Annotated in this window: 12 protein-coding genes; 5 read left to right on the top strand and 7 right to left on the bottom strand. The window is 37.5% G+C overall.

Annotated elements, in window-relative coordinates; translation table 11 throughout:
* Window positions 1–7 precede the first annotated feature (7 nt).
* The gene (locus tag ACRXC1_RS06515; protein ID WP_392855848.1) at window positions 8–679 is read right to left on the bottom strand and encodes a hypothetical protein; all 672 of its coding nucleotides are present in this window, start codon (window positions 677–679) and stop codon (window positions 8–10) included.
* A 337-nt stretch (window positions 680–1,016) separates the two neighbouring features.
* Here ACRXC1_RS06515 and ACRXC1_RS06510 point away from each other — a divergent pair, with 337 nt between their 5' ends.
* Entirely contained in the window at window positions 1,017–2,798 is a 1,782-nt protein-coding gene (locus ACRXC1_RS06510; RefSeq protein WP_433657429.1) for a S41 family peptidase, read from the top strand.
* A gap of 19 nt (window positions 2,799–2,817) precedes the next feature.
* On the opposite strand, the gene ACRXC1_RS06505 is transcribed toward ACRXC1_RS06510, so the two are convergent.
* Together ACRXC1_RS06505 and ACRXC1_RS06500 are read right to left on the bottom strand one after the other, a co-directional pair.
* Window positions 2,818–3,645 (bottom strand): SAM-dependent methyltransferase, encoded by an 828-nt coding sequence (locus ACRXC1_RS06505; protein ID WP_433657427.1) that lies wholly within the window; start codon window positions 3,643–3,645, stop codon window positions 2,818–2,820.
* Window positions 3,646–3,801: 156 nt separating this feature from the next.
* Window positions 3,802–5,910, bottom strand: coding sequence for a hypothetical protein (locus tag ACRXC1_RS06500; protein ID WP_433657425.1), 2,109 nt, complete (start codon window positions 5,908–5,910; stop codon window positions 3,802–3,804).
* A gap of 323 nt (window positions 5,911–6,233) precedes the next feature.
* Between ACRXC1_RS06500 and ACRXC1_RS06495 the strand changes: the two genes are divergently transcribed.
* Window positions 6,234–6,977, top strand: a complete 744-nt coding sequence (locus tag ACRXC1_RS06495) for a glutathione peroxidase (RefSeq protein WP_393061167.1) — start codon at window positions 6,234–6,236, stop codon at window positions 6,975–6,977.
* 36 nt (window positions 6,978–7,013) lie between these two features.
* Here ACRXC1_RS06495 and ACRXC1_RS06490 read toward each other — a convergent pair whose 3' ends face one another.
* Window positions 7,014–9,188, bottom strand: a complete 2,175-nt coding sequence (locus ACRXC1_RS06490) for a glutamine synthetase III (protein WP_433657423.1) — start codon at window positions 9,186–9,188, stop codon at window positions 7,014–7,016.
* Between the two features lie 79 nt (window positions 9,189–9,267).
* Complete coding sequence (locus tag ACRXC1_RS06485) at window positions 9,268–9,414, bottom strand: hypothetical protein (RefSeq protein ID WP_433657421.1); 147 nt, start codon at window positions 9,412–9,414, stop codon at window positions 9,268–9,270.
* A gap of 51 nt (window positions 9,415–9,465) precedes the next feature.
* Between ACRXC1_RS06485 and ACRXC1_RS06480 the strand changes: the two genes are divergently transcribed.
* A complete protein-coding gene (locus tag ACRXC1_RS06480) occupies window positions 9,466–10,038 on the top strand; it encodes a 4'-phosphopantetheinyl transferase family protein (RefSeq protein WP_433657419.1) in 573 nt (190 codons plus the stop codon).
* A 4-nt stretch (window positions 10,039–10,042) separates the two neighbouring features.
* Here ACRXC1_RS06480 and ACRXC1_RS06475 read toward each other — a convergent pair whose 3' ends face one another.
* On the bottom strand, window positions 10,043–11,785 hold the full coding sequence (locus ACRXC1_RS06475; RefSeq protein ID WP_433657417.1) for a M61 family metallopeptidase: 1,743 nt from the start codon (window positions 11,783–11,785) through the stop codon (window positions 10,043–10,045).
* A 118-nt stretch (window positions 11,786–11,903) separates the two neighbouring features.
* On the opposite strand from ACRXC1_RS06475, the gene ACRXC1_RS06470 reads away from it, so the two are divergent.
* A complete protein-coding gene (locus ACRXC1_RS06470; RefSeq protein WP_433657415.1) occupies window positions 11,904–12,341 on the top strand; it encodes a HesB/IscA family protein in 438 nt (145 codons plus the stop codon).
* Window positions 12,342–12,344: 3 nt separating this feature from the next.
* Complete coding sequence (locus tag ACRXC1_RS06465; protein WP_433657413.1) at window positions 12,345–13,145, top strand: LysR family transcriptional regulator; 801 nt, start codon at window positions 12,345–12,347, stop codon at window positions 13,143–13,145.
* Between the two features lie 27 nt (window positions 13,146–13,172).
* Here ACRXC1_RS06465 and ACRXC1_RS06460 read toward each other — a convergent pair whose 3' ends face one another.
* On the bottom strand, window positions 13,173–13,670 hold the full coding sequence (locus tag ACRXC1_RS06460; protein ID WP_433657411.1) for a hypothetical protein: 498 nt from the start codon (window positions 13,668–13,670) through the stop codon (window positions 13,173–13,175).
* Window positions 13,671–13,757: the final 87 nt, after the last annotated feature.

Below are 13,757 nucleotides of genomic sequence, written 5' to 3'. Positions count from 1 at the left end.
AGCGAGACTAGCTATAAGATTTAACTTTTTTAATTGAGCGAGCTTTTAGTAATCTCTTTAAAAGGAACATTACAATGCGACCAAAAGAAAGGTGTACATTCATCATTGTTCCATACTCAATCACTTCATCATCAGGCTCACTCATACCAGGTAGCATTTTAGTGTAGCCTTTATAAAGTCTAAACGGGCGTATTGTATTATAGATCTCACCAAGCTTTGGCTTGGCACTTGAGTAAGCATAAATATAAAAATTACGTCCCATGCGTGATGCTTCAATATACATCATTAGCCAGAAGTAAACTCCTAGCAGACGACAACGCTGGTAACGTGACATCCAAAGCGCAGTTGCTTCAAACAAATCATTTTCGAAATCAGGAACGTCTTTTTGTAATTTCGCTAAGGCTTCATCAGGTAAACTTTTAACAACACGAGAGTCACTTCCCAACGCAAAAGTAAAACCACCACACATTAGCCCGTGTTTATTAAACAGTGCAAATGTCTTATTTCTAGCAAGAAAGTCTAAAGGAAATTTAACACCAATTCTTTGGTATGCGAGTTGTTGAAACTCTTGTAATTCATCGAGCTCATTAATACACCTAAGCTCCGATCGATAAATACGCTTAACACGACGCCCCGTCCCAACAATAACACCTGGCAATACAGCTAATTGTCTAATCATTACTCTCTCCTGTTAGAGTTTTTGATGGGGACATCTTAGAAATAAGCTTAAGCATAAGTAAAATTACAAAAGATTATTAAAATTTCCCCAATTTCATCCTGCGAACTAATAATACCTATAAATTTGCACCCTTAGAAAGGGCCTAGTGAAATCTTATTCAATTTCTAACAACAGTTTTGGGAAATTCCGTCAAAAGAATAATATTTACAATAATTATTAGTGCCATTGTGCCACCTTGCGAATATGTCCAACGATGAATAATTTCAGTATTTAATGCTAAGGGACATGACTTGTATCAGCACGATTGTTAGATTTCCCAATTCACAAAAGGAGCAAAATGAAGACGATAATGTCCTTACTACTATTAAGTTTCATGGCCGTTTCTAGCTATGGAGCACAAATCAATAAATCAGCATTTTCTGGCAAGAATTTTTGGTATATCGATCAAATCGATCGAGTTGAGATTATTACAGATCTATATAAACAGACAAAAGCTGAATACGCCCTATGGGAAGTAAAGAAGAAGCGCATCGGTGTTGACGGTGACAAGATATTTAATGAAGCAATTGAAGCTGAAAAGGCCATCGCTGATGTTGATGATGCTCTTTCACAGTCTAGAAGCAACATGGAATTCTATGACCGTGCAAGAAAGCTAATTGCAAACTTTCAAGATACTCACTTTGGACTAAGCACTCATATTGCTCCTCCTTGGATCGTATCAGGTTTTAATACAAAACTAGTTGAAGATAGCGGAAAAGTTATCTTCGTATCTAAATATTCAAAAGTAATTGAGAAGTCGGTTATTGAAACACAAAACTACTACCTTAATAAGATCGAATTAGGTGATGAGCTTATTAGTGTAGACGGTGTAAAAGTAAGTGATGCAATTGATGCCCTTATTCCATACATTGATGCTTCAAGCCCAGCGTTTGCAAAATCACGTGCAGCTGCAATGTTAATTGAACGCTACTTCCTATACCCAACTAAACCATACTTTGACATTGAGTTTAAAAGTGCAAAAACAAAAGAAACTCATAAAGTTCGTCTACCTTTATACTATTCAGGTGACACAAGTATTGTAAGAAAGAAAGATATCTCTTTCTACCTAGATCAAAAAGGTTTCTTAAAACTTAAAGAACTACGCTTTAAATGGGATAACCAAAAGAGAGAATTCGTTAAAGATACGAGCCTAAAAGTAGAAACTCTCCCAGAGGGTCTACCAGCAGGAGCAATAGAGCTAGAAAACTGGACATCTGCAAATGGTGGCGGAAGTCCAATCGTTCGCTCTGCTCTAATTCTTAAAGAAGCAAAAGCTTATGCTTATATGCAAGTAAACTCTTTTTCAGTATCAACTGTGTACTTTAAGGGAGAGAAGCTATCTTTCATTGAAGCTCTAAGGAAGAATGTAAAGTTCTTTAAAGCTCAAAACCTAAACCTAATTTTAGATATTAGAAATAATGGTGGCGGAAACGGTGGCTATCCTGCTCAACTTCTATCGATGCTAACAGAGCAAGGCCAATCATACCCTAACGCAACTTGGGCCTCAGCTGTTACTCGTTATATGAGACAACTTATCGAGTACTATGGTGTAGAAGAAATTTTCAAAGACATTGATGGTAGTGATTGGACAATGCAGTCAGATGCTTTCTTTGAAGCAGCAAGTGAAGGAAGAATGCTTTCACGCGCGACACAAAACTATGATATTACGGCAGACCCACAAGTTGGTGGATTTGATGGTAAAATCGTTGCCCTAGTTTCACCAAATTGTATTTCAGCATGTGATATCACAAGCATCTTATTACAAGGCTCAAAAAGAGCGAAATTAATCGGAACTCATGCGAACGGCACAGGTGCAGGCTACCGCTCAAATGACGTGTATAATACGCAATTTAAGGACCGCTACAACGTATTTTCGACTCAGATTCCAAATATGCTATTTGGCTATGGAGTTCAAGGCCATCAATTTGGTGATCTTTTAGGAATTGACTCTGCCTATGAGTTAAATTCTGAAAACGTTCCAGTTCAAGCAGATGTAAATTATGTTGAGACAAAAGAAGACTTAACTAACTACATGTCAGGTTGGATTGAAAAAGCAATTGAAGTTTTAAACGCTGAATAATTAAAATATCAAGGCCACGTTACTTGCGTGGCCTTATAAACATTCCAATTTCTCTACGGTGTGAAGGAAGATGACAGACAGATACTTCATACTTCTCATCATCAGTAAATACCTTGATCCATTCATCAACCTTTTTAAGATCGTTGATAACAGGTGTCTTAATCGTTAAGAAAGCACCCTTAATATTCTTGTAAAAGTCCATAATACGACGTGACTGATTTGTATTGAGGTCACCATTGAGGTTTAAGTCAGAAATGAGCCAATCACAATGCTTTGGTAATTGGGCCCTCGTGACATCAAAGACACTCTTTTTAATATGTGAGAATTGCTCACCAAATTTTGATTCGATAAGTGGTGACATCAGAGCGGGATCAACAGAAACAAGTTTTGCACCTTTTTCAAGGACGTAATATGAAATCCCACCTGGCGCACTTCCTATTTCAATAACTTGGTTATCAGAAGTTATCTCCTCTTCAAATAGACGAAAAGCCTGACAGGCCTTATGATAGGCCCTGGCCGGAACCTCTTCACTGATTTCACACTCCTCTAGAAAGAATGTATCGATTGGCGTCTTGATCGTTTCAAAGTGCCAAAACTGGTTTTCTCCAACACTAGTATACTCGCCTTCAGCTGGTTCTTGATTGTATTTTTCAATGAATGTGGCCTGCCTACGAGCAAAAATAACAGGTCGATTTACAAGCTGTGATTCATAATCGCTAGGGCCCTTCATACTCACAAACTCTTTATTCGAAAAGCTTAGATGAAGCTCTGGATGCTTTAGCTTAATTTCTTCTAAAAGAAGGTCCTTAAGCTTTGGATGGTAGAAGAATAGATAAAATGCGTTCATGGAAGAAATATTAACATGAATGACCGTAATGGGATACAACAACCAAATTCTTAATAAAATTCTAATAAATAGAGCTAATTTACACTTTGGAAAAATACGAGAAATCTGCCAAGAATATAAGACGCCCACTCAAAGGGCGTCTAGATATTTATCTAACTATAGTGATGCCGGTGATCTAAGATTTTCTTTAATTTGAAATTGCGTAAAGATATTTTCCTTATTGGAACCTTCAGAGTAAAAGTTTTGATAAGGGATATCCCCATTAAGATTTGCACTAACACTTCCCTTATTTGGGTGAGCTCCAAAAAGACGTGTCAGTAGGTAGTCATTTTTAATCTGGTTATTAACGTTATAAGCAATATCTTTAAAACGCCATAGAGGTAGCTCATGCTTGTACTTTGCAAATAGTTGCTTAGAGCCTATTTCCATACAAGCAGCAATCATTGATCTTCTCTTTGATGGCCTAAAAATATACTTCCAACGATACTTCTTCTCACACTTCTTTTTAATCTCAGAAGTATAATTTCCTGTTGACCATTCTTTTAAGAAGTTTGCATATGACTTATAAAGCTTGTGACGACAGCTACTAAATAGTGATCGAAGTCTGACAAAGAAATTCTTGGACTTGCCACCACAGGCCTCTTTAAATACTCCGTAGATTTCATCAGAGTTACGATTTAAGAAGTTAGCGATATTTGCGTTATCCATAGTGATCGTCGAAGTAAACTCAGCTGGAGCGCGAACTTGGTAATGATCAAACATTGTTGCAAAATTCCCATAGCTATTTGTACGAGCTCTTACAAGATCCTTCATCTTGTCTTCAGTCTTTGATACTGCCCAACTATAGTCCTTATTGACCTTACTTTGTTGATCAAAAGTCATAGTAAAAACATTATTGCTAAAAATATCAAAGTCACGTCTGGCATGAATTAGCTCTTCTTCAGACTGATAATTGATATTAACTTTCTTTGATTCAACGCGATCATTAGAAACTAATTGGTCATAACCAATAAGCTTACCTAAGACGGCACCAAGAAGTTTTGAAAAGATATTTTGTGTATACGATAATCTTTCATAACGATGAGAGAAGAATTTATAAACTCGCCCGTCCTTTACAACTTCTGTTGATTCAGTTTGTGAGTTCTTTACTCCACCAATAATGAAAGCAAGATACTTTGACTCCTTAAGTTCCTTTTTACGATTTTCATAAGAAGTGATATTATCGGCAAGTGTTGAGTAATTGAATTTACCAAAACGAACAACACCCTTAAGCTCATTTAATTTATCGCTATTTCTAAGATCATCGACATATAAAGACATATATGCCTTATATGACTTTTCAAAGCTGTAATTAAAATCATAACGAAATAAAGTTAATCTGATTAGATTTAGGAAGTCTGCCATTAAAGTCACATTCGCACCGGCAGAAATTAATTTAGAATCCTCCGCACTTAAACGAATAATCTCATTGGCCTTAGCATTATCAGCTGGCCCTAGACGTTGGATTTCAACCGTCGACTTTCTTTCATACTTGGCCAGCGCACCAGCAGCAACACCAATCCCACTATATGAAGCAGTCGCGGCAGCGCCTGCAGCAAAAGTTAGAGCATCTTCTTTTTTAATAAAATCATAATCGCCAAGCTTAGAAAAATTTTCTGGCCTTAGATACTTATACATAAAAAAGAGACGATCAAATTTTGTCTGAAGTGCATCTTCCACATTATTTGCAAAGTGGTTAAACCTCATTGTTCTTTTGAGTGAAAGATTACTATAAGATTTAAGCACAGACGGAGAAATGTTAATAATTCCCTTCGCTTGAAGTGCTCCAAGGAAGTTTCGAGCAGAAATTTCAATAATCATTTCATCATTAACGAGATAGCGATCTTCATCAAATAAAGATGGGGCCGCACTACGATTAAAAAGAACTTTAAATCCATGAAAGTCTCCAGCGTGTCGCCAACCGACAAGGTTAACTCCACCAAAGAACCCATTGGCATCATGACTTAGACGATCACCGATTGCCTGATAATTGGCCTGGTAATTATCATAGATTTGACGATAGATCGGAGAAATATCCGCCAGGTCAGTATCTGAAAACTCAGACTCTAACTTGTGATTATCGACTGAGAAATTAGAAAATGTAACAGGTTCAACGACATCTTCTTGAGCGAAGACATTCGTTGCTCTTGCTTGAAATAGAAATGTGAAAATTAAGAGAATAAGTGTTTTCTTCACTCTTTCCTCTGTATTACTTAAAAAGTTCACCACGTCCCCCTTTAGTGATCACCCAATACCCAAGGCTCACTAGCGGAAAAGAAACGGGAACGAACGTGCAATACAGATTCTTTTAGCCTAAAAGGGATTCTACGTTCATTATTCGACACAATGCAAGATTTTCTTATTATTTATTGTCATTTATTAAGTTTTGAATAGTTACCCAAAAATATTGATAGATTTTACTTATCTCAAGTTAATATTAATTTAATGGATTTATTAGGCCAGGCCGACGATAATGAATACAAGACAAATGAGGTGACTAATTGAAATGGTCAACTTAAGCTAACTAAATAAAATCAAGGAGAATTATAATGGCATTTGAAAGTATTGATGGAAAACAAGTCCCTAAGACATCTTTTAAAATTTTTAAAGACGGTGGATTAGTTGATTTAACATATGATGAAGTATTTAAGGGTAAACGAGTTGTGGTTTTCTCACTTCCTGGTGCTTATACACCAACATGTTCATCGACTCACCTTCCACGCTACAATGAACTTGCTGGCGCAATTAAGAAAGAAGGAGTTGATGCAATTTACGTCCTATCGGTAAACGATGCTTTTGTTATGGACGCTTGGATCCAGGATCAACACGCTGATGAAATCGGTGTTCTTCCAGATGGAAATGGTGAATTTTCAAAGGGAATGGGTCTACTAGTTGATAAGTCTGATATCGGTTTTGGTGCAAGAACTTGGCGCTACTCAATGGTTGTTAACGATGGAGTTGTTGAAAAGTCATTTATTGAGCCAGATAAACCAGGTGACCCATTTGAGGTTTCAGATGCAGACACAATGCTTAATTACCTAAACCCAGAAGCAAAGAAACCAGAGGCAATTGCAATTATCACACGCCCAGGTTGTCCTCACTGTCACCGTGCCAAGGAGCTATTGACTGAGAAAGGACATAAATATAATGAAATCATTCTAGGCCAACATACATCTAATCAATCTCTATTTGCCATCACAGGGCAAACAAAGGTTCCTCAAATCTTTATCAATGGAGAAAGAATTGGTGGGCGAGATAAATTAGAAGAATTAAACGAGCAAGGGAAACTTTAAATAAAGAGGCCGCCTTTTTGGCGGCCTTCTACATTATTAAATCAAAAATAACATTTCAAAATAAGTTGGCACAGGCCATAGATCATCAGGAATAATACTTTCTAAACGGCCACAGTGATCTGCGATCATTTCACTAATTGGCATTAAATCATATGCTAATGAATGAGCTACTTTCTCCTCATCGTGTACATCAGCAAGTCCAGCAAGTGCATTCTTCAAGTTTCTATTTTGTTCAAAAACAGCTTCTAAAGAGAATTGAAGATCTTTTAAAATTTCAATCTCCACTGACGCTTCAACTTTAATGGCCTTTGATGCCGCAATAGAAGAAGTAAGTTTGGCCTTATAATTAAGTGCAGCTGGAATAACGAGCTGATTAACCATATTTGAAAGAGTATTAAACTCAATATTACGCTTTGTAATATAAGTTTCAAGTAGAACATTGTAGCGAGTATCAAGCTCTGATTCACGGTAAATTCCATGCTTCGTTAAAAATGCTGTTTCTTCCCTATCCACAAGAACATTTAAACTATCGGCCGTTGTCTTAAGATTTGGAAGTCCTCTCTTTTGTGCTTCTTCAAGCCATGCTTGAGAATAACCATCACCATTGAAGATAATATCCCAAGATTCATTAATGAAAGTATGGCAAATATCAAGAAGGGCCTGATCAATTGAGACACCATCGCGAATTTTAGTTTCAAGTAAATTATTGGCCTCATCTAAAACGGCCGTGACTGCACCATTAAGAATGGTTAATGGAAAACCAATAGATTGATCTGAACCACATGCACGGAATTCAAATTTATTTCCAGTAAAGGCAAATGGGGACGTTCTATTTCTGTCTGTATTATCTTTAGGAAGTTTAGCAAGTGCACCTGCTCCAAGGTCGAGAATTGTTTGAGACTCAGGAGAAAATTCTTCACCTTCCTTAATGGCCTTAAAGATTCTTTCAATCGTTGAACCAGTAAAAACTGAAATGATCGAAGGAGGTGCTTCATTAGCACCAAGACGATGATCATTACTATGAGAAGCGATTGAGGCCCTTAAAAGTTTAGCGTGGCGATGTACTGCTGCGATAACAACCGAAGTAAAGGCCAAGAAACGATAGTTTTGATGTGGCTCACTTCCAGGGTCGAGAAGGTTAATTCCAGTATCACTTGCTAGAGACCAGTTTAAGTGTTTACCTGAACCATTAATCCCAGCAAATGGTTTCTCATGTAAAAGAGCGACGAAGCCATGACGGATGGCAACGTTCTCAATCATGGCCATAACCATATGGTTATTATCTGCTGAAACGTTTGCATCTCTAAAGATTTGCGCAAGCTCAAATTGCCCTGGGGCAACTTCATTGTGACGAGTCTTAGCAGGAATCCCTAATTTATGAAGCTCATAATCAAGCTCTTCCATAAATGCTAAGACGCGCTCATTTATAGCACCAAAATAGTGGTCATCTAATTGTTGGTTCTTAGTTGAAGGCGCACCAAAAAGCGTACGTCCAGTCATAACCAAATCTTCTCTTAAGTTATAATAGCTCTTATCAACGAGGAAATACTCCTGCTCTGCCCCACACGTTACAATCACGCGATCAACATTCGTCTCTCCAGTCAGTTGAAAAAATTTCTTTGCACTTTCTCCAAGAGTAGAAACTGAACGAAGAAGTGGAGTCTTAATATCAAGGGCCTCACCGTGGTATGAAACAAAGGCCGTTGGAATACAAAGAGTTTTTGACTCTCCAGTTCCAATTAAGAACATTGGTGAAGTTAGGTCCCATGCTGTATAACCACGGGCCTCAAATGTAGAGCGTGATCCACCATTTGGAAATGATGAAGCATCAGGCTCCCCCTGGATTAGCTGGCTTGCAGATAATTTCTCAATAGGTCTTCCTGTTGAGTAATCGAAATCTAAGAAAGCATCGTGTTTTTCAGCAGTCGAGCCTGTTAGTGGCTGAAACCAGTGGCAAAAGTGAGTAGCGCCTTTATCTAGGGCCCACTTTGTTACGGCCTTAGCAACGATCTCTGCCTGTGCCTTAGAGATATGAGAGTTTGAGTGAATTGCCTCGTTAATTTCTTCCTTAATTGAGTCAGGTATTTCTTCGGCCGTTTGAATATCAAACGTATTTTCACCGTAGTAATCTGTTACTTTTTGATGCTTACCTGATTTATCTCTGGGACGTAGAAAATTTAAACCTTCAATTAGATTATTTGGGACACTCATTTACTTCCTCTCCGTGGCAGTATAGATGGATAACTCCCTATATTATAAGGAGTAAAGAGGATTTGTGTCCAATGAAAATTTATTTTTGTATCGAGATGACCTGAGTTTCAAACACCTGATTATGATCGATTTCAGCTGCTTTAATTTTGGACATACAAAGTACACATCCTGCCATTAAAACAAAGATCATTTTTACGATTGCTTCATATGCATCCGGTGGTAACATTGCTAACTCCAAAAGTTTAGGCTAATTTAATTGACTAAATATTAGAGCATAATGGCAAAAGAAATGCTGATGAGCAATAAAAAATTCATGCGTAGTACATTTTTATACCTAGGCCAAAGCGAGCTTCCAGAGGGCTTTATGGCCGACAAGCGCAATGACTTCAGACTAAGTCGCTTCTGCTTATCTTCACTAACAGGCCTTAAAGATATATCTATTATCAACCACTTATATTTAGAAAGTGACAAGAGCAAGCTGGTATCAATAAGCCACACCAAGGAGCTTGCAGCTTGTGCGCTATGCACAAACAAAGACGTTAAATCTGTCGGTATCGATATTGAGTGGTCCGATCGTAAGATGCGAGAGGGTACATTCAAATATTTTGTCTCTCATGAAAGAGAGCTTAAGCTCCATACGCCACTTGAGATCTGGTGTATTAAAGAAGCGGCCTTTAAGGCCTACTCACCTTTCCATGATGATGAAAAAGAAAAGGTTCTTGTTCTAACTGACTTTGAAATTACCGAACAAGGTATTTTACAAGGGCCAAATGACAGTAAGCTTATCTACGAAATTATCGAAGAAGAATATCAGGGCAGGCCATTTAAGCTTGCCCTGACAGAGTATTAATTTTTTATTTTAAAAAACTTTCTAACTTCTTTTCATCTTCAATTTTTATTTCTTTTATCTCTTTTAACCCATTTCCAAGCGTCACTCTCAGAGTCATAAGCTTTCCTGTGCGAGCGATTAAGAAATCTATCTGATCATTTTCCTTATACATCTCCGCAATTGAATCATATGCCTTCTTATCAAGCCTTAAAGAATTGATGGCGATAAGTTCATCTCCGGCATTAAGTCCGCCCTTATATCCACAACTGTCTTGGCGAATAGACTTAACAATAAGCTTACCACCTTCTTCAGCGATATTTGCACCAATATCTAATTTAGGAGTTGTCCACTCAACACTTGCACCCATGCGCTTTAGATAATCTTCAAAATCAATTTCTTCCACACCTTCGACAAGGAGTCTAAACTCATCACTTACTTTCTTAGAAACGAGACCTTCTAAAATTTCAAAGAAGCCTTCTTTTGTTAAACCAACAGCAGGTCTTTCTTTATAATCTGCCCATAGTGCACGAACAAGATCATTTATGCCCTTTCCTTCAATTTTCATCAGTGTATTTAGAATAAAGAAAACGAGTCCACCCTTTAGGTAATAACTAACTGATGAGTTCTTAAAGTTTTCACCAGCACGGTAAAGCTTTATCCACGCATTGAATGAAGAGTCTTCAAGAGAGTGATAACCACGTCCAGGAGTTCCAAGGTAATTATTAATATTCTTTTTCATACACCCTAAGTATTCTTCTAGAGAATAGAAGCCACTACGGTAAGTGATTAGCTGATCAATAAAGCTTGTCATTCCTTCCGTTAACCAATGCATACGAGTGTAATTTTCATTCTTATAATCAAATGGCCCAAGTTCAACAGGACGAATTCTTTTTACATTCCACAGATGGAAGTATTCGTGAGCAACAAGCTCCATATATTCTTTATAACCCTTCTCTTTTGCTAAGTGATAAGGACAAAATTGAAGAACAGTCGAGTCTAAGTGCTCAAGTCCACCAAAGCCACTTGGACTTAAGTGAGTGATAAAATAGTAATGATCATATGGAAGCTCATCACCAACGATCTTTGCCGTCTCTTCAACGATTGTCTTAATATCGTCATTAAGCTTGTCCATCACTTTGTGTGAGGACTGCGCATGAGCAAAGTCGCCGTAGAAGGCAATATGGTGTTCCTTTTCTTGGTGCATGAAACCATAAGTTTCATGGCAGCCAATTTCAATTGGAGTATCCAGTAGTTCATCAAAGTCAGCCGCTTCATAAATAAAGTGGTCTCTTTTCTCAGAGATATCTTTCAGTGCCGTAGTCACCTTTGACCACAGAGGATTAATTTTAATTTCAACCTGAGAGCTTCCTGTCTCCCCTTCAATACCAATAAAGACACTAGGTCCGTGTAAGAAAGCATGAGTGTTATCGACATGAGATGTACGAACAGTTAACTCATGACAATAGATCGTATAAGCTATTCTAATTTTTCCATCTTCAGTAAATGAAGCAGACTGAAAACTTGGGTGAGCAAGATCGACTCTCCACTCATTCTTTGAAATTTGTTCATGAAAAAGACGGTTTCCTTTTGAGTCCTCGACTTTGATTTCTTTGATATTTCGAGCGTACTCTCTCATTAAATATGAGCCAGGAGACCAAGATGGCATGTAAAAGCGCACCTCGTTCGTCTTTTTATCAAGCACAGCGTCTAAAGAAATATTAACTAAGTGAGTCTGGGGATTTGGAATATCGATTATATATTTAAGCATTTAACGCTCCTTTTATAAGCTTTGTTATACCACCAATTTATTTCAAGAAAAACCTCTTGAAAAGGATTCGTTTACTTGCTAAAAGCCCTCTAACAACACAATTTAATGGAAACTCTTAATGGAAAATCAATCTGACAACGTACAGCAGTCTGCGCATTATAACATTGAGCGCTCGAAAATCATTCTCCCGCAACTGACTTTCACTCAAGTAGCACAAGATCAACTTAATCTTATGCTTGAAAATGATTTCACACTACAAGGGAAGTACTTAAGAATTCTTATTAGCGGTAAAGGATGTGATGGATTCAAATACTCAATTGGATTCCACAACTTAAATGACGATGACTTTCTTATTCCTGTACCAAGCATGGATATTGAAGTGATTATCGATCCATTTACAGCTTTCTACCTAGGTGAAACTCTCATTGATTATCAATTTAATTATATCAACGACGAAGAAGGCTTTATTGTCACTAATAAGCAACAAGAGGAATTTCAAGGTAAGTTTTGGCGAAAAGACAAAACAAAAATTCCTCCAAAGGCCGAGGTTCTCTAAATAATGGACTATCGTTACCTTAGGGCGTTTACACTTACTGCAAAATACTTAAGCTTTTCAAAAGCGGCCGCAGAGCTGAAAATTGCACAGTCAGCAGTGTCAAGACAAGTTAAACTCCTTGAAGAGTCCATGAATGAAGAACTTATCATTCGTTCGAGTAAGAAGGTCATTCTTACGAAGAAGGCGAAACAACTTCTTAAGTCTATTGACCAATTTGAAGATAGCTTAGGAAATATTTTTGAAACGACCCAGGAGCGCCCAGTACATATTGGGATTCTCGACGGGCTTCTAGTTAATTGGTTTAACCCGATTCTTGCAAAGTATGCAAAAAATTATAAGAGAGATATCTTCATTCACGTGGCCGACAGCCCTGCCTTAAGACGTGGAATAGAAGATGGTGTATACGATATCATCTTCTCAACAGATAACTTTCAATCAGACCTCACATCTTCTTTAAAACTTTTTGAAGAGAAGTTCGTCATCATTTCAAATGAAGCAATTAATAAGAGAAAGCTTCACGAGCATACGTGGATTGTTTTCAGTGAGCTTGATCATCTACACAAGCTATCGACAAAGGCACCACCAAAGAAGATTATTGTGGACTCACTAGAGAGTATCAAGGCCCTCGTCAAGCACGGTGTTGGAATCGCTGTTGTCCCAGACCACACGCTTTCTAAGCACGATAATTTTGTGACAGAGCCTGTTAGCGGACTTAAGAATATGAATATCTATATGACCACTTTGAGCTATAAGAATAGGCCTGCATTTTTAAAAGAATTTATTAAGATTTTAGAAACGAAATAAAAAAGGCGAACAGTGTTCGCCTTTTTTTTATTTTCTTTTGATGTCCTTGATACCAACAATACCAATTAGGAATACTTTATTTGAGATAAAGTGAAGAGTCTTAGCTCTTTTATTTTCAAAGTTAAAAAGCCAGTCCTCTCCAACTCTTTCAACAGATGCCGAATACCTCTTACGGCTATCATTAACACCACTATAAAGTGTATCAATTTCAATATCACCACCGTCTGATGGATTTAGGTTGCTAACAGTAATCCTAACAACATCACGATCGCTTCTTCTAACAAGGACCACTCCTCTCATTACTTGCTCTAATGAATAAGTGTCTGTTCCAATGATTTCTCCCTTATCTGAGAATTCCTTTTTATAGACTGATGTAACCTCTCCGATTTCTTCATCAACATTTACACCTAAGTGATAGAAGCTCTTATCTTCATCATTTGTAATATGAACAAGTTTAACCTGCGCTGCCATAAGTGAAGTCGTGGTAACAACGGTTAAAAGAAGTAATTTCATCAATGATTTCATATTCATCTCCCTCTCAATTTGATAAGGCATATTGCCATTAATCACATGCTAATGGGAGAGAAAATTTTACAACTATGTAAGAAACAC

Origin of the sequence: Halobacteriovorax sp. GFR8 (genome assembly GCF_050955245.1) — a bacterium.
In the GTDB taxonomy this organism is placed as follows: Bacteria; Bdellovibrionota; Bacteriovoracia; order Bacteriovoracales; family Bacteriovoracaceae; genus Halobacteriovorax_A.
Note: the sequence above shows the minus strand (reverse complement) of the source record. Positions and strands in the feature narration are given on the sequence as shown.

Bases quoted from the DNA above. Each gene is read 5' to 3' on its own strand.
- ACRXC1_RS06515 (WP_392855848.1), bottom strand. From the start codon at position 679: ATGATTAGACAATTAGCTGTATTGCCAGGTGTTATTGTTGGGACGGGG.
- ACRXC1_RS06510 (WP_433657429.1), top strand. From the start codon at position 1,017: ATGAAGACGATAATGTCCTTACTACTATTAAGTTTCATGGCCGTTTCT.
- ACRXC1_RS06505 (WP_433657427.1), bottom strand. From the start codon at position 3,645: ATGAACGCATTTTATCTATTCTTCTACCATCCAAAGCTTAAGGACCTT.
- ACRXC1_RS06495 (WP_393061167.1), top strand. From the start codon at position 6,234: ATGGCATTTGAAAGTATTGATGGAAAACAAGTCCCTAAGACATCTTTT.
- ACRXC1_RS06490 (WP_433657423.1), bottom strand. From the start codon at position 9,188: ATGAGTGTCCCAAATAATCTAATTGAAGGTTTAAATTTTCTACGTCCC.
- ACRXC1_RS06485 (WP_433657421.1), bottom strand. From the start codon at position 9,414: ATGTTACCACCGGATGCATATGAAGCAATCGTAAAAATGATCTTTGTT.
- ACRXC1_RS06480 (WP_433657419.1), top strand. From the start codon at position 9,466: ATGGCAAAAGAAATGCTGATGAGCAATAAAAAATTCATGCGTAGTACA.
- ACRXC1_RS06475 (WP_433657417.1), bottom strand. From the start codon at position 11,785: ATGCTTAAATATATAATCGATATTCCAAATCCCCAGACTCACTTAGTT.
- ACRXC1_RS06470 (WP_433657415.1), top strand. From the start codon at position 11,904: ATGGAAAATCAATCTGACAACGTACAGCAGTCTGCGCATTATAACATT.
- ACRXC1_RS06465 (WP_433657413.1), top strand. From the start codon at position 12,345: ATGGACTATCGTTACCTTAGGGCGTTTACACTTACTGCAAAATACTTA.
- ACRXC1_RS06460 (WP_433657411.1), bottom strand. From the start codon at position 13,670: ATGAAATCATTGATGAAATTACTTCTTTTAACCGTTGTTACCACGACT.